Origin of the sequence: Brevibacillus reuszeri, from assembly GCF_002897295.1 — a bacterium.
In the GTDB taxonomy this organism is placed as follows: domain Bacteria; phylum Bacillota; class Bacilli; order Brevibacillales; family Brevibacillaceae; genus Brevibacillus; species Brevibacillus reuszeri_A.
In genome coordinates this window covers 67,216-90,186 of the sequence record NZ_BEXF01000023.1, presented here as the reverse complement: position 1 = coordinate 90,186, position 22,971 = coordinate 67,216, and the positions used below count along the sequence as shown (strand labels likewise).

Sequence of the window (22,971 nt, the reverse complement as noted above, 5' to 3'; positions counted from 1 at the left end):
CGCTAATAGTTCTGGTTATCCATCAGGTATTAAATAAAGGCTGGAGGTTTCTATTTCGTAAGTTCCATTTCATAATGGCATTTTTAATTACCCTTGCAATCGCTCTCCCTAGTTCAACCGGAACTGCATTTGCTATCATTTGCTGTTTGGCATTCAAATTGCCGATGAATCTAAAATCATCTGGCACTCCAAATAACCGCGCGCATTCTCTCACTGACAAAATCCGATTTTCAGAAGGGTGCAACAACATGGACTTCCTTGGATTCACGATCGTTACCGATGGTGAATCCCATTGCAATCTTCTATAATTATTCGAGTGAACCCCTTTTGGTCGTATGTCCTCGGGTATATCATGGACGTTTCCACCAGGTTTAACAGCCTCTATACGTTGAACCGTCAATGGTTCCGGTTCAGAAACATCAAGTTGATTCGGAATTCCGTTGTGTAACCCTTGAAATGCTTCTTCTACAGTCATGTATTGATCAGGTTGACGTGTTGTATTTGGAAACCCGATAGGACCAATTTTACTTCCAATAACAATTGCTCTTTCTCGTATCTGGCAAGAACCGTAATCAGCTGCACATAGAACATCGGCCTCTACTTCAAAATCTCCTAACTCCTCTTTGATTTCATTGAGGAACTTAGAATTTCCCTGACTTAGCAGTTGCGGCACGTTTTCCAACATCCAGATTTGACAGTTTTCATTTACCTTCACCGCTTCAATAAATTTCTTTATCAACAGATTATTAGGGTTGTCTAAATAATTGGTGTATCTATTGGAATTAGATAGACCTTGGCATGGTGAGCCCGATATCATGATCGGAGATTTTACCATCTTTCTGAGATCAAATTCCCTTATGTCTGCCCGTGTTACTTTTTTCTTGAAATTGTACTCATAGGTGTTACTAGCATGTTTATCTTTTTCAAGTGCAAATACAACATCGTAACCTTCTTGTTCAAAGGCCAAATCCAGTATTCCGGAAGCAGAAAATAGGCTTGTTATTTTAAGCGCTATAGGTAGGTTTTGTAGGGCCGATTGAATATCACGTATACTTGAGCTTTGTATTTCTGTAGATGCTTCATTAAATAACTCAAAGGACAACTGCTCAAAAGAATCTCCAACAGCCTTCTTAAGTTGTGATTTTGAAAAAACAGCCGATGCTACTTGACGCACTTTAAGTAAAGTACGAATGTCAGCAATCGGCTTGTTTTTCGAAGTAAACATCTCTTTAATGGTGCTTCCTATTGAGCTCATAAGGCCCTCTTGTTCTTGAACAAACCCTTCCACGATAACTTGATCATCGTAAATGGAAACTTGTAAGTAATCACAGCCTTTAAACGCTGATAGCGCTTCTTTACTCCGTATATCCAGTACCGGCTTTTGCCCGTTCTTTACCGCTCTTTTAGAGACTTTGTTGTCTTTTTGATTCGTAGATGAAAGGATAATAATTTTTCGATTTTTGACATCCATGACATACTTATAATTGGTACCTGGGGAAAAAACGGTTTGGACTAATTCTCTATCCTGGAGATAGATTCCACGATCAGAATTTTTCGCTGTTCTTCTTTTAATAAGATTCATTTCTCAATCTCTCCTTAGGATTTTTAGACAACAAAAAAAGCCCAGTCAGATTGAGTCACATCTCAATAGATGTTCTCAAGCCAACGGGCTTTTGACTACGAATTTCCCAACTGGGAAAGTTCGAACCGATTAGAGGTTCATAAACAAAAGAAATAAAACAATAGTGAATATCTTATAATTCTATCACTTTCAACCGTCAGATTAAAAGCGTTTTCTTATCTGATTTCTAAAAAAGACTAATCTGTTCGTATTGATAAAAAACTTCATCCGACATTTCTACATCTTCAATAATATCAGGGTAGAGGACTTCAACAAGCTGTCCACGTTTCACTTCCACTAAGGGCCAGTCAAAGGTAGTTAGTTGTTCTATTGATGCACTAGCAAAAAACTTCCTAATCGGATGGCCGAGATATCCACTCAGATCAGGAAAATGATACTCTTTCCCGAGCCATTTTAACCCGCTATTATCATAGGAATTTTGTAAAGCGAACCCTTTATCCGTATATCTTGCACTAATGATGCTTATCATTAATTCCTTCACACGTTCGACTACTTTGCGTCTCATATTGGTTGATAGTTTGGATAGCATAATATTAGAAGAGGAGCGTTTATCAGGCTTAAAGTAATTGTTGATTTCATCTGGATTCTTTAAGAGCCAATTTACATACTGGCTCTCAAGATTTTCTAAGAAAGCACGACCTATACCTTCAACTTCCTGTCTTTTTCCGTTGACAGGAATGTAGTGAGAGGAAGGAAACTTATATTCTGTATTTCTAAGTAAATTAAGCCATTTCTCCATGGAGCTGCACTCTGCTGTATACGTAGCTTTTTGCATGATCTTATCAATTCTGATTCCCGTAGAACATCCGATTACAAATACAGGCCAGCCAACTTCCTTACAATATGGTCCATTGGTTAATGAACTGTAGCCATCCCTGCTTACACCAAAAACATAGTTTACTGGTAAATCATGATTAACAATAATTTGTCCATTGTAAATAACATCCCCGTTCAACAACTCATCACGATTTTTAATCACCTTTGCAGTCAAAGAAAACTTTCTGAATTCTTCCAGATAAAAGACCACATTACGGGCGTCATTCTGAGGGAAAAATTTTATCTTCTTTAACGAGACTTCAAATAGCCAAGATAAACTATGGATCAATTTTATATTCTTGTTTTGTATTTCCTTCTCTAGACTATCGTATTGCTTTCTCGCAAATAGTCGAAGAAAAGCAGTGAGATAGCGATCATCTAAATCAGTTCCGCCAAACGTTAAACCTGTAAAATACTTTCGAAGATCCACAGCAATTCTCGGATATAGCTCTTCGATTCTTTCAATCGTTACAGTTTCGTATAATCCGTTACCTTCCAGGAGCGGAAGTGACTCACGTTCATACAAGTCTTTCAGGTAAGCATAGAGCTTTTGTTTCTTTATGTCTGAAGCTCTCCAATCAATACCTTCGCTTTCATCATCTTCATCACATGATTCATTGCCGTCAAGTTCATCTTCTAGAATAAATTCTTCTCGTTCATTCTCTATTGTATTAGCAATACTCTTTTCCATCATTTCACCACTCACTTCCAATTCTCATTGATTATCCAGCTTATTATTGTTGGTGACCACGTTCCAAATGAATGCTATTAGTGAAACACCCACAATGAGTAAAAATAAAATCACAAAAGAAAAAACGATAACAATCTCCATGTCATTTGCTCCCGTTCTATTAAATAAAAGGAACGAAGGAACCGATTGGTTCCTTCGTTCTCAACTAATCAAGTAAGTTTTCTTTTGTCATCTTAGGATGGCGTAATACTTTGCTACCTTTATGCCAATAACCCCATTTACCCCAAAAGAGCTTCGGAGTGAAAGTTAATATTTCGCTACTCTCAGAATAATCCAAGTTCGAATAATCAATGATCTGAACTTCCATATCCCGAACTTTGTTTTTTCCTTCTCCTCTATATTTTGGAAGAAGCCCGCTCTTGATATGGAGCTCAATGACTTTTATCCTACCGCTTTTTGTGACCTGAATGACCTTTGCCAATGTCTCTGATGTTGTGTTGTAAAAATCAGTCATGACGAAACCACTTTTCGTTAATTCTAAAGCAGCTTCATATGCGGTTCTTCCTTCCTTATCTAATGAAGGTTGATCTTCATCGAATCTTAGTAGATCATTCAGAGATATTCCTGTATAACGTTTTTTCATCTGATTTCCGTGGCTGTCTAATTTCACGATGTTGGCAGTTGGAAAAATCCCTTCCTGTAAGAAGTAAATCTCAAAGACACCTCGTTTTCCCTTTAAATTACACTTATCACCTTTTTTCCAGGATTGTTCTTTCTTCACTTCTGTGTTATCAGCATTTAAAGTAACGTCAATCATGTTTATTCCCTCCAGGTCATATTTTCTTGATTTGAATCATTAATGGATTGGGTATCAAACAGCTAATTCGTTCCATGAGTCTGAACCCAGTCAAACAGTTGCTTGAACGAATCTCTTTCAAATGTTTTCACCCATATAACTTGCCCGCTCTCAAAACGAATAATGATTTTGTATCCTTCATTCGGTCCTGGACCAAATGAAAAATCATTAATCACGCCTACTTCTTCAAGTAATATTCGGTTAATGTCATCCATGTTGTACTCCCAGCCATTAACCTTTACAAAACCATTCTTCTCAATTTCATTGATGTGCAGCATGCATGAAAAAGATGAACGGGAAAAAATGATATCCACCCATTCCGCAACGTTTTGTCTAAGAAAACTGCAAAGATCTTCATAGGTGACCCGAAAGCCAATCATTGATATTCACTCTCCATGTAGAAGAAGTTTTTCCTAAGCATTGAAACAGAAAAGGACCATTTCTGGTCCTTTCGTTAGGAGATTAATCTCCCTCTCATGTCAAATTTTGAATAATCCTTAAAAGAATAACTGTAAACAATAATTTCTCCATTTTTATTAGTACTAAACAAGCCGAGCAAAGATTTTCGTATTTCTTCATCATCATCAAAAACAAATTCCAGTCGATATACACCTTCAGACACTGTGATAGTTCGTGGTTGCGTCCAAACAACACCTCTAATTGTTTGGTATTGTGTTCTAGGGTGAATCTCTATCTCTTTGGCTGCTGACGTCTGAAGAGTGTCTAAGGTTCCTTGGTTAATTAATGATGTATTCATGGAAATCTCTCCTTATTTCGATATTGGAACATATATGTCTTGGCCTGGGTAAATGACTGCTTCAATTTTGTTTCCTTTTTCTTCGTTTACACGCTTTAACGACTTTATCGCTTCAGTAATACCAATATCATTTTTCTCACTTACCGTCTTTGCGATCTTATAAAGCGTATCGCCTTGCTTAACGGTGTAATTTGGAGTTTCGGGTACAAGCAATTCTTTCTCCTGATTTCCGCTGCTGATGCTTCCCACATAGAAAGAGATAGCCATAAGTACAAGAACGACCCATCCTTTTATTCTCACTATCTTCGGATCAATAATGATCCTTCCCACCTTTCTATTAAGAATGACAAAAAGGCCATATTCTATATATGACCGGTTGAAGCTTACTTTGATTTTTTTCTGGTGTGTCTTCGTAATAGGCCTCCTTTTTGTCTTTTTAGGAACGCAAAAAAGCCCATTGGCACACCTAAGAAACGTAGAGTTTCAAAGATAGCCAACGGGCTATTACAAACAAAGTTGAATGTTCATTCAACGGCACATGGTCTAAATTAGACCTAAAAAAGAAAAACAATTAAAAGGTTTATAGCATTAATAATACCTTAAGGGGAAGAAACAAGCAAGCAGCCTTTCTTCACCATGGTAACTTCTAAATGGAGTAATGAACTTCAGTTTTATCCATGCGCCTATACCTTTGATAAGTGAGTAAAGTGGTTTTAGGCTAACTTGGTCTTGTCCGGGTTCTCGATCATAGCCAACGATACGCAGTTACACCGGATGTCACTGGGGTTTGCTTCACATTGATGCGCCACCGGTGCAAAATCTACCCGAGCCTCCTGCCCGCTGGTTGGTGAAACCACACTTCCGTACTCTTTACTTAGTTTTAATAGCCAAGAAATACTCTTATTTGATGACACAGATGGCTCTAGCATCTATTTCATTCACAGCGAACGTGCACTCTTTTAAAAGCCATCCTTATAGTCCATCAACTCTCTACAAGTATTCACTGACACATCCCGTTACATAAACTGAGGTTATTACTTTGGATTTTTAAGTAGTTGTTCTAATTCGACTAAACGCGCTTGGGTACTTTCTTTTTCCAGTACAAGCTTTAAATCCCTGTTACTGAATTCTTCACGCAAAGCTAAACGTTCCTGATTTATTAGTTCTAATGAGCGTTTTAACTCGTGAATTTCGCTGTGCAGGCTTGTATGAACTTTGTTCTTTCTTTCAGCTTTTCGATGAGTCGTCTTATTAGTGGGCAACCCAGCTGCAATCATGGCATCCGTCCATTTTCCGAAAACACGCTTTATAACCTCTATTGATGGGGAACGCCCAGAAAGTTCATAGATGCTGGCAGAAACCTTACCGTTATCCATGTGACATTCTCTGATTTGTTCGATGATGCGCTCTTTAAGATTTACGATCTCCGGGTCCTCTTCTTTTGCAGATGCTAACGCCTCGAACCTATCCATAATTTCTTTGACTCCTGATTCGCTTAACGCCTGGTTCCAATCCCCAAATAGTTCCTTGATCTCCACTGCTGATCCAGAGTAAGGATACTTCCTCCTGTAAAGGGCGTGGGACACCTTCCCCTTATAGTTTTCGGCAAGCGCTTTGATATTGCCTAGGATTTCGCTTCTTCTCTCATCGTATGTTTCTTCAAGCCATTTCTGATTGTCAATTCGTCTTTGTTCAGCTCGTAACTTTCTTTGTTGAACGTTATACTCGTTCTTGATTCTCTCCACATCAAATTTATACATCCTTAGAAATACGTAATAGTCGCATCTTCTTGTAATCGCCTCATAGATTACAAGCTCTTCTTCCCGCATTACTGCCTCAGCAAGTGACTTGCCCTGCTGCTGTCTTTCAAAAAGAAATTGTTGAATTCGACCTGGTTGCAGAGATAGCAGGTTTTCATTTTTATACACTTCGAGTAACTGCTGACTACATTGAAGAAATGGCCCTAACATACTTTTACTTTCATCATCTAAAAGAGGAGTACCCAACGTATCGACAAGATGAGTAAGGATGCTGTAATCAATGTCAGACCGAAGAGTGTGTAAGATGGCATTTTCTTTATCCGTAGCAAAACGTTGATTATAGTAGTACATTCCTCGTTACCTGCTGCCCTTTCTTACTTAATCGTATGTCCTTTGGAGGAATACCTGCTGCCTCTAAGCACTCATCCCAGCTTCCAAAAAAACGCTTACCTTTTTCATGTATCCGTCGTAACACCTTCCCCCCGTGCTGCATGCTTCCGGAGTTTACTGGATAACCGCTGTCGTAACGCTTGCGAAGCAAATGCAATGTCAATTCTTTTGTCCATATTACCCGATTGAGTAAGAAATCTTCCTCGATATCTCCATAAGACTGTACTGCCTCTGTAATTTGCTGCAAAAAGAGTTCAAGCGATTTAGCTTTTTTATCTTCACTTCGTTTCTTTGCTTCTTCTATCTCAACCATAAGAATCTCAGAAAGCTTATCAAACATAGCTCCCCCCATGGCATGATCCACTCTCAACGTTTGAAGGAAATATACTTCTTCTTCGTAACGTGGTAGTTTTATAAATTCATCTCTATTCATTCTTAACCCTTTCTGATCTCATGCTAGGTACACTCGACAAACCATTGTTAATTCGTGTTTCTATCAGCTTCAGGCCTTGAAATATAAGCTTCTTCTAAAAGACTGCGGGTTTTTTCATCCAGTGCTTGAGTTCCAATTGCCGAATACCCCTTCCTTGCTCTTTTCCCTAGCTTCTCGCTAAATTGACGCCCAGAGTTACCTAAAGAATAGAAATACAGCAAAGGTTTGGCGTTTTTAAGATCCTTATATTTTTTCCTATAAGCATATTTTTTCCGGTACATCATATAATTTTCAAATGCTCTTTTTTGTTCGTCCTCTGTCATCGTAAGAAGAATAGCTTCATCTGCAATAATAGGGATATATTTCTTTTCATTCTTCTTCAACTGTCGTTTATTCATTGTTCCTAGGGCCTCCTATTTCACTCGTTGAGCATCTTGTATCCACTTACATTAGTGCAATTAGCACTCATTTTACTTAATAAATTCACCGTTTTACTCTTTAAATCTGGAAGGCTTTTCTACGTAACTTTCAAGAACGTAACCACAATTCGTACAGATACGGTGAATTAGAACTGATCCAAGACCAAAGAACTTTTCATATGGTGCTACTATAGCGTGTCCTGCCTGCCTACCTCTGCCTATGTCCGTACACCCACACTTTGGACATTTATCAATTTGATTTTCCATATATGTACCTCACTAAAATCAATTATTCATTTTCTTCAATTGCCTCTTTTACGTCATCAAGGCAAGTTGAACAAATTAGCTTTCCTTTAAAATAAGTAGTTTTATCGGCGCTATTACAGAAGACGCATGAGGGCTGGTATTTCTTTAGGATCATCATTTCCCCATCAACAAATATCTCAAGGGGGTCTTTGATGTTAATGTCAAAAGTATCACGCAACTCACTAGGAAGAACGATACGACCCAGTTCATCGACTTTCCTAACTACACCAGTAGCTTTCATAATTGATCTCTCCTTTTCAAATCTTCATTTTATTTAAAGTGATATCCAAGAATCTAGTGTCTTTTGGTTGGTGGAAGAAACTATTTCCCTCAATGCATCTTGAAATTACGAAAGCACACCGATGATAATCAATCATACTTATTTAGACTTTCGTTCATCCTCTATTTCTTGCTTAAGATTATCCATTACTTGCTTTCTGTACGCCTTCAGTTCTTCTTCAATTTTGTCGTAAACCATCTTATTCTCAATTGTAGGCTGCTCCATGATCTTCATGAATGCTGCATTAGATTTATCCATTAGTTCTTTTTCTACTGGATCTGTAACAATTCTCCGAGGCCGATGAATATTAAACATCTCTTCTTCGAAATCGATGTCAGTATCTTTCAATCTAATTCTCCTTTTATTCTTATTCAGCTTTTATTTAACTGAAGCTAGTACTCAAATCTAGCTCAAGCCTGTTTCATTTACCATCAGATGCAAAGAACTGAAGTTGAGACGGTACCCATCAGTACTATTACTGAAGAAATGTCTTATACTCACGTATCTGCATAACATCTTCTGGTGTCATCGATAGTAGTACGATGTCATCGTACTCATTGCAAAGTTGCGCTAACCATTTCTCATCATCTTTTTTTATAATCACAAAGCTCTGCTCTTCTACATAAGAAGGAATCTCTTGCATACTTTCAAGTTGGGCTAATAATGATGAAGGTATAGCTCCAACTAATGACTTCATTAATTGGCCTGATTCTTTCTTCGGATTAATGACTACGTTAACTGTTCTAATAGTTGATCCGATACTCATTAATTTCCGAGCAATTTCACTGTCTCTTTCAATTACTTGTTCAGATTGAAAAACAATACTTTCGTCAAGATTAATATTTTCAAAGGAATTAACTCCACTTAAAGGAGTGATTTCTTTATTCATAGATTACCCTCCCGATTAGCTATCTTTTAAAATCGATATGACATCAGATACTGTCTTAACATATACCAATTCACCTGTGAGTCGAGGTATTAATCCAGAACCAATTGCACGTTCCACTTCATTTCTATTGGCTTCAGGAATGAAACAAAAGTCAAAGGTACTTTCAGACAATGTGATTAATTTATACTCTATTCCACCGACAGCATGGATTGTGCCATCAGTTTGTACACTTCCTGTTGCAATTATCTTTCTTCCTTTAATCAAATCGCTCGACATTTGATGAATGATTTCTAACGTTTTCGGTAAGCCATTAGAATCGCCAAGCATTTCTTTAGATATGTAGGTTTGAATTGGTAATTCCGAAGAAAGGTCAATGGTTGACGACAGATGTAGTTGCACCTGGTTTGCATAGTCCGAGAACTCATCTGCTCGGAATTGGATTATTAGTTCTTTACCTTCCCGGTCTATGAGAAAAGATAAGATTGTATCGGGAGTAACAAGCAATTGTTGCAATTCTTGACTTGTTGTTATTTGTTTATCATTAATGCTCATAACTATATCTCCGTTCTGCAATGCACCGGTGTTTCTGTTTACGTTTATGCGTATCTTTTCGGTAAATGATGGCCTTTGATTCAGATACGTTAATGCAGATATGATTGGCTTAATGGACGCTTCATACGTTGAGATCTCTAAGGATTGATTTTGACTATCCATGCATTGTAAAGATAAGTACCGCCTATCCATCTTCCCTGCACCTAGATACTCAACATACAGTTCTTGTAGCTTATTTGTAACCACTTGTGATCCAACTGACACTTGATAGAAATGCGAATCTTTCGTGAATTTCATTTTAATAATCTCCGAATTTATCGGAATGATTCGCTTGGGATAACTCACGGTATATGGCTCAACCGGTATTAATAATAGGGCACCACCTATTGTCATTAGAACCAGGAACGGCAATGCGATCAGTGCCCATTTCAAACGAGTATTTTGATACTTTCTATCTACAATGATCGAAATACATACCGAAGTTGGTATTACAAAACTAATGGTTAAAATTGAAGTAATCACATGAACATAAGATTTCAACCAGATTCCCGCAACGATACATAGTGCTATAACACCAATGCACCAAAGCTGGAGTAGTTTATTCTGGATTTCGACCTTTGAGAATTTCGTTACATTAAGTGCTACCCTAGTTTTAGTACCCATCCAAACTCCTTATAATCATTCATACTTCTATGAATCATTCTATTTCCACTTGACCTTCTACAGCTATTATGTGCTTACATGGTCGGGTGGACATATTTTGATAAGCGGGACATGTACAATTGGATAAAAACAAGTCAACGATGTAAGTGTTTTTTCCAACAACCTGATATCTGTTTTCATCTAACCTGGAAATGTCTCCGGTAAATACACCCTTTTTGGGGGTTAATAATTCTTTGCTCATTGAAGCTGCTTCATTTTCAGACTCGGGCAACCACAAAAATTGGATGATATCAAAGAAGTCCCTTATTTCCATAACCTCAGAATGAAGATGCTTCAACTTCTCATCTGTAATTTCCCAATCACCATTTATCTGATTGACGACCAGACTATCATCCGATATTACAACAACTTCTTTGATCCCCAATTTTTGAAGTTTCGATAATGTCTCAATTACAGCAACATATTCAGCCTCATGAATACTTGCTTTTCCTATTTTTTTTACGTGTTTATCGACTACTGCACTATCTTCACTTTTAATGATATAAGCAATACTTGCATAACCACTCATTCGGTATGTGTAGCCATCACAATATGCCTTATACATTTCTAAATCTCCTCATGTACTTTTTGATGATTTAATTTAGGATTATTCTCGTTTATGTCTATCTCGAATTAAACCCTTATCTTTCAACTGATTGTAAATCTGTGGATGATAAGTTTTTAAATATAGATCCATTCCGCTTTCTACTAGATCCTGCTTCGTTGTCTGATCCACCTGGATTACGTGATTAATTGCACGTCTCTTTTCACCCGACAAATTTGCTAAGTATCCCTCCAGATCAGGTTCAAGCGTAAATTCGTTCTGACCCTGAGTTATACTGCCTCCACCGTTTTCTAGGCCATGTACGAGCATTTGGAAATGGAAATCATCCCACTTACTAGTTGATGTGTACTTTTTGGTCTCAATGACGATAGTATCGTTTAAAAATATGAGTTGGATGTTATTGAGTCCAAACTCTGCGAACAAAAATAGAAAATGATCATATACTGCATCATTTATGTTTTTTGGTTTTGGATAAGAGAGAGTCACTGTTCCATTCATATACTTCCGCTTCTTATTCTCTATTACTATCAATTCTGGAACCCAACCAGCATTTCTGAGATCGTCCTCCGGAAGTAAGCTGCCTTTTTCGGTTTGGATATATGCAGTGAAACTGGATTTAGAGGATTGCTCAATTTTCACGACCCTTCCAAATGTCTTTCCTTCTGAGCTGTTCCATCGCTGAAATAAATATACTCCTGATCCATTAGATAGAACCTCAGGCTCAAATTTTGCTAGTTCCTCTTTGTATCTGAATATGTCATCAAGTTGAAACCTATATACAAGTCGTCCCTTTTTCATGACGGATGTACTTGGTAATTCAGAGGACTTTGCCTTTAACCAAACTGTTTTGGGCGTAACACCTAGAATCTTTGCTGCATCATTGCAGCTAATTCCTTCATTATTCGTTAATAAAGATTCTTCAGTTACTCCAAGAAGTGCAGCTGCTTCTGTTAACATATGATTTTTCATGAATTATCCTACCGTATAAGAATTTAGTCGTAAGATTAGTATATCACGTCAAAGCTATACATTACCATTTAATTAAATATACATTTCCAATAAGGCTATTTCCATAATAATAAAACGACTCTGAACCGAGTCGCCAATGAGGTAATTCATATTTACTTGAATCCTCTATTTATTTTCTGCTTCCATACGCTCTTTAATTAGTGCTATCACGCTCATCATTCGTTCTCGGTGCTGCTGGCCGATTTCAACATTTAGTTTACCTGCTTTAATTAAGTAATCTATTGCACCTAGTGATATTCTTAATTTTCGATAACACTCTCGTAACTCCTGTTCAGTCATTAAGGAATAATCCGTATCATTCCATTCAGCTGCTTCCTTCATCACATCATGAATAAGGGCATCATCGTCATCATTATTCGGTTCAATTTTGACATCTACGTCCATTTTTTCATTGCTATCAATCGTTTTAGTGCTAGTTTCTGTTGCACTCCTTTCCTTAGTTCTTTGATTTTCGAGTGCTCTCTTTTCAACTCTTATTCGATCGTTTCGTTTAACCGTGTAAATGAGAACATATAGCATGATAGATAGCAAGATAAAAAGTACTACAAAAATTATCTTATTGTCTAAAATTATAGAAGACATACGATCACTGCTTTCATAATAATTTTTACTGCTTTTCTTTTCCCTGTTTTACGTTTTTATTCAACAGACTCTTTTGAAAGACAGCATCAGGATCATAGATATAGTAATCCCCCTCATCATCAACCATGATAACTGGCTCATTGTTAACGGATACTTTCCCTGCATCAATTGTTACTTGGTAACCTTTGGCATGTGCTTGCTTTATTAATTTATGAGTATCGATTAACTCAGCAATATCATCACTTACCAGCGAATTCTCGACATTTGATTGGACTTTGGACTGATTAAGATGGTCAGAACCATTCTCTTTTTTCACTGGATTTGAATTCACGTATCTTGGCTTTAAGGGAACAGATGGATTTGGTGGCAGTACAACGGCGTCTTCATTTTGGACCGACTCCACTTCTTCTTTTGCTTTTTTTTGCATTGTTGTTTCATTCGCAACACTCGTTTTATCGCTTTTTTGTTCAATTGAAGTTATTGGCTTCTCTGGATTCACTACCGGTTTACCAGGTCCAACATTCAAGGTAGGAGAGAAAGTTATCCCGTTATCAGGAACATTTGCTATTTTGTTGGTACTGTTGGGAGAATCCGTACTATCTGTACAGCCAACTATTGTCACGGTCGATAGTAACATCATTATTAAAGCAGCCTTTTTTACCATATTATTCTCCTTTTGCTGGGATACAAAAATACCTAGCTAAAAAACCTTAGATAAGGTTTTCTAGCTAGGTATTTCCCAGCTTCATGTATTCAGGTAGTAATTTCTTAGCCCACATGTACTATCGTATAGTATCGAAAGTGAAATGTGAAGATCATTTTATTATTTGAACTGAATCATAATGAAAAATATACCAGTAGCTAGCCATTATAATTGCAATAATGGTTGCACTTTTGAATAAGAGATTTTTTACTTTTATTAGTATGTGAAATAAAGTTACCCCAATGATGAGGTAACTCATGATAGTCACCATCGTCATAGAAACGACGCCCTCCTTAATATAGATTTCACTGTATTTGTGAAATGATTTCAGTCATTGGCGTCACTGTTTTCCATGATCGGCCACCATGCTCATCTGCAAATGATTGCACTTTAATTTCTACCTCTTTTCGATTCAGTCCATCATAGAGTAGTGCGACCGATACCACTACTTCCATGCTTTTTGGGTCGGGATTCGTAACTTTTTTACTTAGAATACCGATATCTTTTAGATTTCCACTCTGAGTTAGAATGTCCAAATATTCCTCCATTTGAACTCTCATCTCTTTTACCTCAGGAAACGCTACGATTAGCGCTTCGGCAGTAAATGAATCATAAAAACCCTCAACATCGTTCGCTTTTGCAGCAGTAAACATGTATGTGATATCATCTTCTGGATAAATCACTTCCTCCTCATGTTTATGTTCATAAGGATTTCTTTCAGTGATTTGTTTGTCGTCTTTCAATTGAGAGTTCTCACTTACTCTTTTTAGTTCAATTTCATACTCAGCTGCTTTGTTCCCTATATTTTGCCTATTACCAGAAGTGAATTTATCCCATATCAAAAACAAAAGACTACAAAATAGAAGCGCTCCTATCATGATAAGTAGTAACCTTTTTTTCAACTGTATTCCTCCTTAAACCATTTGATAACAGGGTGCATACATAGCACCCTGTTATCTATCATGGCCGAATGTAATACAATGGATTGGTCCTTACCCAGCTATTCGGCATGTCTATAGATACATGCAAGTGTGGTCCAGAAGAATCCCCAACAATACCATAACCGATTGTGGCTACAGGATCTCCTTTTTTCACGTTGTCACCCACCTTTACCAAAATTCCGTTGTATTGTAGATGACCCAATTCTGTTGTCATTCCATCTTTGTGTCGAATAAAGACTGCGATTCCATACCCATTTGATTTTCCTGCCTTTATCACGGTACCGTCACGAGGAGCATAGACCATATGACCAGCTGCTGATGACCCTTTTGGTGCGATATCAATCCCCTGATGCCCTTCAAACGATCCGTTTCTTAAGCGTTTTCCAAAATAAGAAGTGATGTTTGTTATTGTTGGGGTTGGCCAAATCCATTCACCTTTGTTTAGCATTTCATCGGTTGGAGGTTTTTGAATGACGTCTACTGCTCCAGTGCGATCACCACCGCTAATGCCATCCCCGAAGCCATCTATCCCTTCAAGATTTCTAAAAAAGATTTGAAAGTTATCTGAGACAGCCTCGTTGTACATCGTTTGTAGTAAAGCAAAGTCGAATCTTTTATAACCTTGAGAAATTAATTCTTCAATTAGGTTAGAGAGATCTGGCTTAGTCACGTATTTTTTCTGCAAATAGGCTTTATGATCCATCTGCTCTGTACAAGAATCTGGACCACAATCTACTGTGTTCCATGAGCCTGAGTGATCCCGACCTAGATACTCAATCATTTGTAGACTAAGGTCTGTTTTTCCTTGCTCATCAACTGGTACTGGTTTTACTTCGTAATCTAGTGTCCAAGTACCAATAAAGTTTGTTGCCTGTGTAAGAAGAATTACTTCTCTCTCATTCACTTTATAAGGCGATGAGCAGTTTCCATCTGGATAACAATCACGTTGCAAATCCCATTCCTTAACAGGGCCGTAAACAAACGAAGGCTTGACCGCACTCATAATTCTTTTCACAGACTCGTCAGAACTCATGTAACCTTTTTGTGCAGTAATGTTACTTGCAATCATTAGTAAATACTCATTGGTTCGAAAAAAGTACTGTTCAGGTTGTTTCTTATCCACCGTGTCTTTTGCCAACTCTACATATGTCTGATAGAACCTTTCGCCTTTAGCATCTTTTATTCCATCTCCATCGCTGTCGAAAAGAATATACAACGACATAGAAGCGATGAGTATGACAATAACAGCAATGAAAGCAAGCATACCGTATGATCCTATAAACCACAGAGCTGCTTTTAATATCATTCTTGCTATTAACTTAATTAATTCTTTTATTGCCCTCTTCGCTAATTCCTTCAAAAAATTCTTTACAACTGAACCGCCACGTTTTCCGCCTAACCCTATCAGCTGGTTTGCTATGCCCTTTGACGTATTGATCGTTTTATGGACAATTTTAGAGGTATAATCCCCGCGCTGTTTAGGGGCAGACATTAACCTTTACCTCCAAAGGAATTTTTTTGAATCCAATCAGAGTGAGAAGCACGTTGGTTTCTTCTGGTTGTATGGTCTGGATATTTTTCTTTGAACAGGGCATTTGGTTCAACGTGTGTATATTTACTCCTTGCATAATCTCTATCTTCTACCTGTTTCCCCCGCTCATTTATCGTTTTACGGATTTGCTTATTAGCGTCACGAAACTCGATTGTTGAGTGATCAAACTGTAAACGCCCACCAGGAGCAAAATTCGCTTTCATCTCAACAGATTCATTAGGTTTTAGGACAGGATTTCCCTCACCAATTCTTGAGATTCGAACTCTATTCGCGTAGTTATCCGCACGTGAATACGCCGTTAAATATGAACCTTCATTTGTCTGAATTAGCTTCATCTTACGGAATTCTTGGTCATCAACTTTTGATTTCAACTCATTCATCGATGGACTTAACGATCCTAATGCTTTATCTGCCACTCCATAGGTAAAATTGTATCCTTTTTCCCCGAATATCGTACCAGCTGCATGGGAAGCAGCACCCCTTGCAACATTTCCAACTCCACCTTTAACTCCCATTGCATTTAAGGAACCTTTCCCAAGTTCCTGAACCATTGATTTTATTTGAGCACCTTTTCTTCCAAGTGGCTTCATTTCTGCACCTGCTTGTGATATTGCGCCTCCTGGTTTAAATCCTTCATATACTGATTTCACGCCACCACGAATACCTTTTAATCCAGTTTCACCTGCTTGCCAGCCACTTCTACCAAGAACAGCACCAGTGGAAGATAGAACATTCGCTCCTGCCGAAGCACCTAACGCCATGCCCATCGGTCCAAGTGGAGCCATAGCAGTCGCCCCTAATACAGCACCAGTTGTTGCACCTATTTTACTCATGACCCTACCAACTTTAAGTGCTCGATTCATCGGACGACTATTAGTCAAAATTGGAGTATTGACTGGACTTGCAGTTCCCATTCCAAGGCCTGAGTTTTCGTAAGCACTCGCAGCTGGTGAATATCCATTGCTAGAAGGTGCCCCTCCACTGATTGAAGCTCCCCTTCCTGATCCAGGCCCTGGCCCCACACCCGGCCCTGGTCTATATCCACCACCACTAACATTACTTGCACCTGAAGATGCTAATTTACTCATCAAGTTCGAAACATTATTTGCCCCAGTTGCATTCGCGAGACTACCAGTAATAGCAGCTGCACCAGCAATAGCAGCTATGCTTGAACCAGTTGCCATTTTTCCTGTCTCACTAGATGCCCCAAGCAATGATTTAATTGCTTCCGATAACGGGATAAAAGTAGCCAGGAAAACAACCTGTAAGAGCCACGCCTGCTGTGTATTTGACATAACAATGAAGATCCACAACATGATGGCATGAATTGATTGAGAAATGATATTTGAAAATAACTCGCGCCCCCAAGTACTTGTAACTTGTCTCATGTGTGGGTAAATCGACAATGTAATAAACACAGGACCAGTAATCATCAATAAGATGATCATTAACTTCCGCATGATATAGTAAAAATTTGCCCACAATGAAAGGCCAAGCATCAACAAACTCAACACAAGTTTTAATATCGCACTGGAGCTCTCATCAACGCCCGATGCAAAGGTTGACCCATTGAGCTTTTGAAACGCCATCGCTCTGAATGTATCAACAATGATACTATTCAGAAGAAACATCATGTCATACAATATCCAGATGTTTCCTAAAAGAAACATCGAAAAAGCCATGGTAAACAACATGGACATGTTCTCACTACGTAATCGCTCATTTGTACCTTGTCTTGCCATTCTTATTCCAAAGTACATTACCCCTAACAGAAGCAATAGAGCACATATTCTTAACATTCCTTCAACACCAGGTTTGATAAGATTTTCTAATTCCGATGCGGAGAACAGCCCATAAACCAAGTTGGACAAACCACCTCCAATTACTTCGCCAGTACTCACATCTTTCTCAATATTGTAATTGAAGACGAGTTCCATGATGGTGTCTGTGTTGTTAGAAATAAAATCAAGTATTGGTTGTAATAAAGCAATTATCGCTTCAACCAATAAATCACCTATCGCAAACATTATGTTCCCCCCTCTCTTAAGAGGCTACCTGTCTCTGTTCTCGTTTGACTGCTTCATTTGATTCTAAGAATGGTTTCTCTTCTTCGTATGCAAGAGTCTGCATCCACACACTTGTATTACCTACGCGCAAGATCCCCTCACCTTGAGGAATATCTGCACTTAACAAGCTAACTTCACCATCTGTTAACTTGAAAGTACTTGCTACAGAATCAATACTCTTACTATCTTGTTTCATAAAGAATAGGGTATGGCAGTTTTGTACAACAGAACTTGCCTTTTTATTTTCAGCTAGTCGTTGGAAATCTTGCGTTGCAATTGTTAAAGAGCAATTACGCTTCCTCGCTCTGCGAGCTGCCTTTTCTAAGAAGTTTACAGACTGCTCATCATCAACCATTCTCCACGCTTCATCGCATAGGAGTCGCTTTTTCTTGATTGGATTTCCCTTTACAAATTTTTCCCAACTCCACTGAAAGATGACATGGTAGGCTATTTTGCTTAAACGTGGGTTTCCTTCGAAGGATGAAAGATCGAATCCTATTAACATTTGATCTTCCAAAGCAGTGTTGATACCTTCTCCAAAATAACTCTGGCCATCAAACATAGACATAGATCCACGAATATCAAACTCTTCTTCCGTTTCATAATCTCGCGATTTTCGAGATCTCAGACATGGTCTTAAAGCAGCAAGAAGTTCTTGTGCTTCTTCCCGGTCTCCAAAATCACCATAAATCTGGTTATAAATATCCGTAATGGTTATTTCTTTCTTCCTTACTCGGCCTGTATGGATTCTGCCGTCTTCATCCATGTGTCCATCTTCAAACAGTGAATCTGGATGTTGAGTGAATCTTCGCTTTTTAAAAACCTTAATTATCGCATCTTCACAAAACTCACGTTCAAATGCATTTAGACCTTTCTTTTCATCGTCCTTTACAACCATCTCAAGAAAGTCAAGAATCTCGTCTCTTTTTTCCTGGATATTTACGAATCGAATAAAGGTTCTGCCCTCATGATCCTTATAAACTTCGCACTTGCTGGTATCTATATTGTTTAATTCATCATCATCTTCTCCATCGAGCTCTATTTCTGTCGGCCAAAGTGCGCACGGATTGATTGTAATTTGTGGCTTATCAGACAGTTCCTCTTCTACGAATGAGATGTAAATACCGCCAAGTTGTAGTACTAAATCCTTGTACTCCTTCTCAGGATCTATAAACACTGTTGCGATGTCATTGATTAGCCCTCGTGCTGCTAATAGTTTTACAGCATAGCTCTTTCCTGATCCACTCACCCCGAATATCCCAAAGTTATAATTTGGATTCTTCCGCGAAAAGTTATCAAAGAACACTATTTTATCCTCAATTTTATTCATTCCCAAAGGAATACTACCTGGTCCAGCATACTCTAAATCATTCGTTGCAAATGGAAAGACAGATGCCGCCGCATATCTGTCTAAGTTCCTCCAGGATTCACGAATTTGATTTCTACCTAGTGGTAATCCGGATGCATACCCCATCTTGATCCTTGAGTATGTAGTTCTTAAATTAAATCCATCGCCAGCCATATTATCTGACAAGTCTTGTGTAATAGATTCTAAATCATCCTCATTGTTCGCAAACACGTTCGATACAACCGCAACCATAAATTGATCATTCAATCCAATTGCAATCTCTTGTTGTAGCATTTCGCAGTCTTGAATTTTTAACTGCAAGTCAAATACCTGGTCATCGTTTCCTCTTTTTATTTCCAAGTTCAGATTGGACTTGAGGATGGTTGCTTTTTTCTTTAGAGACTTTACCGCGTCTTTTCTTTTGGATTTTTGCAAGTAGAACATAACATCCGTATCCGGTGCATTAATGAGTTGGTGAAATGCAGCGGTTTTAATCTTTCGTGGCCATCCTCCCTGTGTGATATACAATGGTTGAAGGACACGTTCCTTACCAAGCTTATCCTGGAGATAGCCAATATCTCTTGCTGTTAAGTCAGCACCATCGGGAAGTATTATGGACCATAGACTCGCACTTCCAGTCGCGAACATATCACTCAATTCTTCTTCATTTTGCTTTTGAAAAAGATCCGCTTCGATTTCTTCTTCATTTGTTACTTCTTTTTCTCTTTTGAAGTTAAAAAGTTTAGCTAGCATCAGATTCAACCTCCTTTGTGATTTTTTCTACTAGTTCAATTTGATGCTCATCCCTATCGGAGGTTACAAACAGAGCATCTACTTCTCGCCTTAAGGCTTCTTCTAATTTGTAATGTCGAGAGTCACTTCTTCTCATTGCGTGATGCAGCATCTCATAGATCCTCACATTGGTAGCAATGTGAACATTACGAACACCAGCACGTCCCATCGTGTCCATCAGAATCTTTGCTTTCCTTGACATGATGATAAAGATGCGCTTATATAATTGATCTTCATTTTTGAATTTCTTCTTGTCTTTTGCAGATAAATCATATGGGAGTAAGAAGTATCTGTGTTTTTCATAGACCTCGGTATTGGTTTGCCAGATATCCACATTGTTCAATACGTTTAGGCAATAATAAGCTTGTACATCATTCAAACTTCTATTGTTACCCACTAAATCAAGCTGATACTTTATGTGATCGTCATAATCGACACGTCTACTCTGTGTGTAAATTATCATTTCTGAACCATCGTAAGCCGAAATACCAGCTTCGAAAGCTGCATCAATTGCCTCTTGTTCACCCGGACTTTTAAGGTAGTAGTTTACCCCTCCTGCTTTAACAACGAGGACGAATCTATCGTTCTTAAGCTTCATTAATCCGTGTTTGATGTCTTCAATATCTAAAAGCTCACGAATATTAACTCTTTTCTTCTTTTCATTACTTTTCTGCTTCTTCTCTTTTTCCTCAGGGGTTTCTTCATCTTCGTCCTCAATGTAAATTTTCTTCTTACTTTGCTTCTTGAATGGATTTAGTGGTAAATTCTTTCGAGATCTATCCCAGAAGAAATATATTAACGTAAGCATAATCCCGAGGACTACAAATCCAAAAATTGAATCTCCCTCCATTAATCACTCTCCTCCTCTAAGTAGAGATATATATTGTTTTCATTCCTACCGATCCACCAATAAACAAGCCATTTATCAAAGTACATGTCTGGTTCATCAAGATACAGAAATCCTAAAGCCCAGACAATCAAAATAATTGGTGCTAAGATGACCATTAAAAGAATGATGATTGTTTCCAATGAATAATCCGAAAAGAACATGGGCTTAGCAATGTTGTAAGCAAGAATGCCACCAATCGCGCAATAGGCAAATTGTCGCCAACTAACTAAGCCCATGAAGTCCTTTTCCTCGGATACTATATCTACATGAACAACGTTAATTTTCATCGATATCTCCTCTATTTTTTGCTTTTCCACATACCTCTCAACTCTTGCTTTGCTTCATTCTCGATTTCTTTCAATGTGCCCTTGATGGCTTGTGCCATATCCTTGCTTTCCTTTTTTATGTCCGTTACTATTTCATCGCTTACACGCGCCAAACCACTTCTAATCATCTCTTCATTCACAACTTTTCCATTCGACAGTAATACGTATGCAACCAGTACGCCTGGATTTTTTAACTGACTTTTAACAGCTGCATCCAATATGAGTTGGACATTACCATTGGATTGGTTGATGAGGGTCTCATTATATCTTTTGGAATGATCACTACTGGCTTTGTCACTTTTGTTTGGTGGTTCTACCATGGCGTATTTAATTGTTTGTTCTTTCCCCTCTAAGTCAACAACAATCGTTGCTCCATCAACGATTTGCAAAACCTTAACTACAACATTCGTTTGATTACCTTTTGAAGAAGTTAACATTGAAGGAGGCTCCGTCTCAAATGGGGAACACGCAGTAAGAAGGAATACCGCCAAACCTAACGCGCAACAGATGTATAAGCTTTTCGGTCTCATCCGTACTCCTTTCTTGAAAATTTTGAAACCGCTAGTGAATTTGACCACTAGCGGTTTTTTCGCATTTCGATCTATGTACCGATCGAGGCAAACCAGCTCGCGATCATAGACGCTTGCATGATGCAGAAAATCCCAACCGCTACACCTATAAGTGACGCAAATGCTCCTGTTCTACGTTGTTGGTTTTGACCAGATGTAGAAAACAGAATTCCACTAATGACAATCATGATGAAACAAATGCCCGCCCCGACTAAGCGAACGACACCCACAATTTTTGTGATACTGGTTTGTAATTTCGCATCATTGAACGTTGAGTCTTTTTCATTGATTAGCCCTTTACCCAGAATCTCACTAATGCTACCTTTGTTGCCTGCACTGGTTGCAAGAGAAGGTTCTGCATACGACAAGCCTAATACCAGGACGCAAACAACCATTAATAATTGTTGAAGAAATTTTGCCTTCACTGGATCTATCCTCCTTTCCCGTTTTTTTGTATAAATGTAGCCTTGTAGAAAAACAAAAAGGCGTTAAACTTCCTTCAGCATAAAATGCATAAAGAAAGTTTAACGCCGGGTGTTTCCTCGGCCACATTTAGTTGTCCACTACAGATTACCATTAAATAACCATATTGGAAAGATTCTTTTTTGTTGTACAATTACTGGTTTGCTAGTATAATGAATTTACAAATCAAGGAAAGTAGGTGATATGATGTTTTCGTTTATTAATGTTCTTTTCGAATCTCCTTTAGTCAAACTTCTAGCAATTGCAATCATTCTGGGGGCATGTATCGGTGCACCTTATTATATTCCATGGTTTGAATCAACATATTTTGGACAACGATTAATCGATGAGGGAATTTGGCCTGACAACATGGTTTTGTGGCCTTATGAAGCTGGAATGAAAATGCTCACCCTTGGTGCTATAGGTGTGATCTTAACTGGATATCTCAGCGTGGCACTCTTTGCTGTCTTGGTAGTCCTTATGCTCGGTTTCTTAATCATCCCCCCTATTATTCTCTTCAAACGGAAAATCAAAGAACTAAGAGACGATTGGAATAATGCGAAAGTGAACGTGAGCGCACCTAGTGATAACTTAAATCCAGGGTATAGAAGAAAAGGTAATGGGAAAATTGTACGTGTAAAAACAGTAAAATAG

The 22,971-nt window shown here is 38.2% G+C and carries 26 protein-coding genes; 1 reads left to right on the top strand and 25 read right to left on the bottom strand.

All coding sequences use genetic code 11. The features are described from left to right. Nucleotides 1-22: 22 nt before the first annotated feature. The 25 genes from C3B52_RS27350 to C3B52_RS27225 all read right to left on the bottom strand — a co-directional run bounded on the left by C3B52_RS27350 (nucleotide 23) and on the right by C3B52_RS27225 (nucleotide 22,280). Entirely contained in the window at nucleotides 23-1,582 is a 1,560-nt protein-coding gene (locus C3B52_RS27350) for a DNA cytosine methyltransferase (RefSeq protein WP_103109547.1), read from the bottom strand. A 226-nt stretch (nucleotides 1,583-1,808) separates the two neighbouring features. After that, nucleotides 1,809-3,164 carry a hypothetical protein gene (locus C3B52_RS27345; protein ID WP_103109546.1) on the bottom strand — a complete coding sequence of 452 codons (1,356 nt, stop codon included), beginning with the start codon at nucleotides 3,162-3,164 and terminating at the stop codon, nucleotides 1,809-1,811. A gap of 190 nt (nucleotides 3,165-3,354) precedes the next feature. Beyond that, nucleotides 3,355-3,966, bottom strand: a complete 612-nt coding sequence (locus C3B52_RS27340) for a hypothetical protein (RefSeq protein WP_103109545.1) — start codon at nucleotides 3,964-3,966, stop codon at nucleotides 3,355-3,357. Between the two features lie 62 nt (nucleotides 3,967-4,028). Next, a complete protein-coding gene (locus C3B52_RS27335; protein WP_164684967.1) occupies nucleotides 4,029-4,283 on the bottom strand; it encodes a hypothetical protein in 255 nt (84 codons plus the stop codon). 176 nt (nucleotides 4,284-4,459) lie between these two features. Continuing rightward, on the bottom strand, nucleotides 4,460-4,762 hold the full coding sequence (locus tag C3B52_RS27330; protein WP_103109543.1) for a hypothetical protein: 303 nt from the start codon (nucleotides 4,760-4,762) through the stop codon (nucleotides 4,460-4,462). 12 nt (nucleotides 4,763-4,774) lie between these two features. Further along, a complete protein-coding gene (locus C3B52_RS27325) occupies nucleotides 4,775-5,092 on the bottom strand; it encodes a LysM peptidoglycan-binding domain-containing protein (RefSeq protein ID WP_164684966.1) in 318 nt (105 codons plus the stop codon). A gap of 704 nt (nucleotides 5,093-5,796) precedes the next feature. Beyond that, nucleotides 5,797-6,873 (bottom strand): hypothetical protein, encoded by a 1,077-nt coding sequence (locus tag C3B52_RS27320; RefSeq protein ID WP_103109541.1) that lies wholly within the window; start codon nucleotides 6,871-6,873, stop codon nucleotides 5,797-5,799. After that, complete coding sequence (locus tag C3B52_RS27315; protein WP_103109540.1) at nucleotides 6,860-7,345, bottom strand: hypothetical protein; 486 nt, start codon at nucleotides 7,343-7,345, stop codon at nucleotides 6,860-6,862. The genes C3B52_RS27320 and C3B52_RS27315 overlap by 14 nt, the downstream gene beginning before the upstream one ends. Before the next feature lie 47 nt (nucleotides 7,346-7,392). Further along, nucleotides 7,393-7,743, bottom strand: coding sequence for a hypothetical protein (locus C3B52_RS27310; protein WP_103109539.1), 351 nt, complete (start codon nucleotides 7,741-7,743; stop codon nucleotides 7,393-7,395). Between the two features lie 310 nt (nucleotides 7,744-8,053). After that, nucleotides 8,054-8,314, bottom strand: coding sequence for an AbrB/MazE/SpoVT family DNA-binding domain-containing protein (locus C3B52_RS27300; RefSeq protein WP_103109537.1), 261 nt, complete (start codon nucleotides 8,312-8,314; stop codon nucleotides 8,054-8,056). Between the two features lie 135 nt (nucleotides 8,315-8,449). Next, nucleotides 8,450-8,698, bottom strand: a complete 249-nt coding sequence (locus C3B52_RS27295) for a hypothetical protein (RefSeq protein ID WP_103109536.1) — start codon at nucleotides 8,696-8,698, stop codon at nucleotides 8,450-8,452. Between the two features lie 127 nt (nucleotides 8,699-8,825). Beyond that, nucleotides 8,826-9,239: a hypothetical protein gene (locus tag C3B52_RS27290; protein WP_103109535.1), complete on the bottom strand. Its 414-nt coding sequence runs from the start codon at nucleotides 9,237-9,239 to the stop codon at nucleotides 8,826-8,828. A gap of 15 nt (nucleotides 9,240-9,254) precedes the next feature. Then, nucleotides 9,255-10,454 (bottom strand): hypothetical protein, encoded by a 1,200-nt coding sequence (locus C3B52_RS27285; protein WP_103109534.1) that lies wholly within the window; start codon nucleotides 10,452-10,454, stop codon nucleotides 9,255-9,257. Between the two features lie 34 nt (nucleotides 10,455-10,488). Next, nucleotides 10,489-11,058, bottom strand: coding sequence for a ribonuclease HI family protein (locus C3B52_RS27280; protein ID WP_103109533.1), 570 nt, complete (start codon nucleotides 11,056-11,058; stop codon nucleotides 10,489-10,491). Between the two features lie 42 nt (nucleotides 11,059-11,100). Continuing rightward, entirely contained in the window at nucleotides 11,101-12,027 is a 927-nt protein-coding gene (locus C3B52_RS27275; RefSeq protein WP_103109532.1) for a helix-turn-helix domain-containing protein, read from the bottom strand. A gap of 165 nt (nucleotides 12,028-12,192) precedes the next feature. Then, nucleotides 12,193-12,669: a hypothetical protein gene (locus C3B52_RS27270; protein WP_103109531.1), complete on the bottom strand. Its 477-nt coding sequence runs from the start codon at nucleotides 12,667-12,669 to the stop codon at nucleotides 12,193-12,195. 25 nt (nucleotides 12,670-12,694) lie between these two features. Then, nucleotides 12,695-13,333: a hypothetical protein gene (locus C3B52_RS27265; RefSeq protein ID WP_103109530.1), complete on the bottom strand. Its 639-nt coding sequence runs from the start codon at nucleotides 13,331-13,333 to the stop codon at nucleotides 12,695-12,697. A gap of 344 nt (nucleotides 13,334-13,677) precedes the next feature. After that, nucleotides 13,678-14,274, bottom strand: coding sequence for a hypothetical protein (locus C3B52_RS27260; protein ID WP_103109529.1), 597 nt, complete (start codon nucleotides 14,272-14,274; stop codon nucleotides 13,678-13,680). Nucleotides 14,275-14,332: 58 nt separating this feature from the next. Then, entirely contained in the window at nucleotides 14,333-15,805 is a 1,473-nt protein-coding gene (locus tag C3B52_RS38050; protein WP_103109528.1) for a M23 family metallopeptidase, read from the bottom strand. Then, nucleotides 15,805-17,892 carry a hypothetical protein gene (locus C3B52_RS27250; protein ID WP_103109527.1) on the bottom strand — a complete coding sequence of 696 codons (2,088 nt, stop codon included), beginning with the start codon at nucleotides 17,890-17,892 and terminating at the stop codon, nucleotides 15,805-15,807. Before C3B52_RS27250 ends, C3B52_RS38050 begins: the two co-directional genes overlap by 1 nt. A 16-nt stretch (nucleotides 17,893-17,908) precedes the next feature. Then, complete coding sequence (locus tag C3B52_RS27245) at nucleotides 17,909-20,032, bottom strand: VirB4 family type IV secretion system protein (RefSeq protein WP_103109526.1); 2,124 nt, start codon at nucleotides 20,030-20,032, stop codon at nucleotides 17,909-17,911. After that, complete coding sequence (locus C3B52_RS27240; protein ID WP_103109525.1) at nucleotides 20,022-20,921, bottom strand: hypothetical protein; 900 nt, start codon at nucleotides 20,919-20,921, stop codon at nucleotides 20,022-20,024. The genes C3B52_RS27245 and C3B52_RS27240 overlap by 11 nt, the downstream gene beginning before the upstream one ends. After that, entirely contained in the window at nucleotides 20,921-21,247 is a 327-nt protein-coding gene (locus C3B52_RS27235; RefSeq protein ID WP_103109524.1) for a PrgI family protein, read from the bottom strand. Before C3B52_RS27235 ends, C3B52_RS27240 begins: the two co-directional genes overlap by 1 nt. A gap of 11 nt (nucleotides 21,248-21,258) precedes the next feature. Continuing rightward, the gene (locus C3B52_RS27230; protein WP_164684965.1) at nucleotides 21,259-21,723 is read right to left on the bottom strand and encodes a thermonuclease family protein; all 465 of its coding nucleotides are present in this window, start codon (nucleotides 21,721-21,723) and stop codon (nucleotides 21,259-21,261) included. 164 nt (nucleotides 21,724-21,887) lie between these two features. Beyond that, a complete protein-coding gene (locus C3B52_RS27225) occupies nucleotides 21,888-22,280 on the bottom strand; it encodes a pilin (RefSeq protein ID WP_103109522.1) in 393 nt (130 codons plus the stop codon). Between the two features lie 241 nt (nucleotides 22,281-22,521). Here C3B52_RS27225 and C3B52_RS27220 point away from each other — a divergent pair, with 241 nt between their 5' ends. Further along, entirely contained in the window at nucleotides 22,522-22,971 is a 450-nt protein-coding gene (locus C3B52_RS27220) for a hypothetical protein (protein WP_103109521.1), read from the top strand.

What these genes read in the sequence shown, in the direction of transcription:
- C3B52_RS27350 (WP_103109547.1), bottom strand. Translation starts at nt 1,582, where the DNA reads ATGAATCTTATTAAAAGAAGAACAGCGAAAAATTCTGATCGTGGAATC.
- C3B52_RS27340 (WP_103109545.1), bottom strand. Translation starts at nt 3,966, where the DNA reads ATGATTGACGTTACTTTAAATGCTGATAACACAGAAGTGAAGAAAGAA.
- C3B52_RS27335 (WP_164684967.1), bottom strand. Translation starts at nt 4,283, where the DNA reads ATGCTGCACATCAATGAAATTGAGAAGAATGGTTTTGTAAAGGTTAAT.
- C3B52_RS27330 (WP_103109543.1), bottom strand. Translation starts at nt 4,762, where the DNA reads ATGAATACATCATTAATTAACCAAGGAACCTTAGACACTCTTCAGACG.
- C3B52_RS27320 (WP_103109541.1), bottom strand. Translation starts at nt 6,873, where the DNA reads ATGTACTACTATAATCAACGTTTTGCTACGGATAAAGAAAATGCCATC.
- C3B52_RS27315 (WP_103109540.1), bottom strand. Translation starts at nt 7,345, where the DNA reads ATGAATAGAGATGAATTTATAAAACTACCACGTTACGAAGAAGAAGTA.
- C3B52_RS27310 (WP_103109539.1), bottom strand. Translation starts at nt 7,743, where the DNA reads ATGAATAAACGACAGTTGAAGAAGAATGAAAAGAAATATATCCCTATT.
- C3B52_RS27290 (WP_103109535.1), bottom strand. Translation starts at nt 9,239, where the DNA reads ATGAATAAAGAAATCACTCCTTTAAGTGGAGTTAATTCCTTTGAAAAT.
- C3B52_RS27285 (WP_103109534.1), bottom strand. Translation starts at nt 10,454, where the DNA reads ATGGGTACTAAAACTAGGGTAGCACTTAATGTAACGAAATTCTCAAAG.
- C3B52_RS27280 (WP_103109533.1), bottom strand. Translation starts at nt 11,058, where the DNA reads ATGTATAAGGCATATTGTGATGGCTACACATACCGAATGAGTGGTTAT.
- C3B52_RS27275 (WP_103109532.1), bottom strand. Translation starts at nt 12,027, where the DNA reads ATGAAAAATCATATGTTAACAGAAGCAGCTGCACTTCTTGGAGTAACT.
- C3B52_RS27270 (WP_103109531.1), bottom strand. Translation starts at nt 12,669, where the DNA reads ATGTCTTCTATAATTTTAGACAATAAGATAATTTTTGTAGTACTTTTT.
- C3B52_RS27265 (WP_103109530.1), bottom strand. Translation starts at nt 13,333, where the DNA reads ATGGTAAAAAAGGCTGCTTTAATAATGATGTTACTATCGACCGTGACA.
- C3B52_RS38050 (WP_103109528.1), bottom strand. Translation starts at nt 15,805, where the DNA reads ATGTCTGCCCCTAAACAGCGCGGGGATTATACCTCTAAAATTGTCCAT.
- C3B52_RS27250 (WP_103109527.1), bottom strand. Translation starts at nt 17,892, where the DNA reads ATGTTTGCGATAGGTGATTTATTGGTTGAAGCGATAATTGCTTTATTA.
- C3B52_RS27245 (WP_103109526.1), bottom strand. Translation starts at nt 20,032, where the DNA reads ATGCTAGCTAAACTTTTTAACTTCAAAAGAGAAAAAGAAGTAACAAAT.
- C3B52_RS27240 (WP_103109525.1), bottom strand. Translation starts at nt 20,921, where the DNA reads ATGGAGGGAGATTCAATTTTTGGATTTGTAGTCCTCGGGATTATGCTT.
- C3B52_RS27235 (WP_103109524.1), bottom strand. Translation starts at nt 21,247, where the DNA reads ATGAAAATTAACGTTGTTCATGTAGATATAGTATCCGAGGAAAAGGAC.
- C3B52_RS27230 (WP_164684965.1), bottom strand. Translation starts at nt 21,723, where the DNA reads ATGTTAACTTCTTCAAAAGGTAATCAAACGAATGTTGTAGTTAAGGTT.
- C3B52_RS27220 (WP_103109521.1), top strand. Translation starts at nt 22,522, where the DNA reads ATGATGTTTTCGTTTATTAATGTTCTTTTCGAATCTCCTTTAGTCAAA.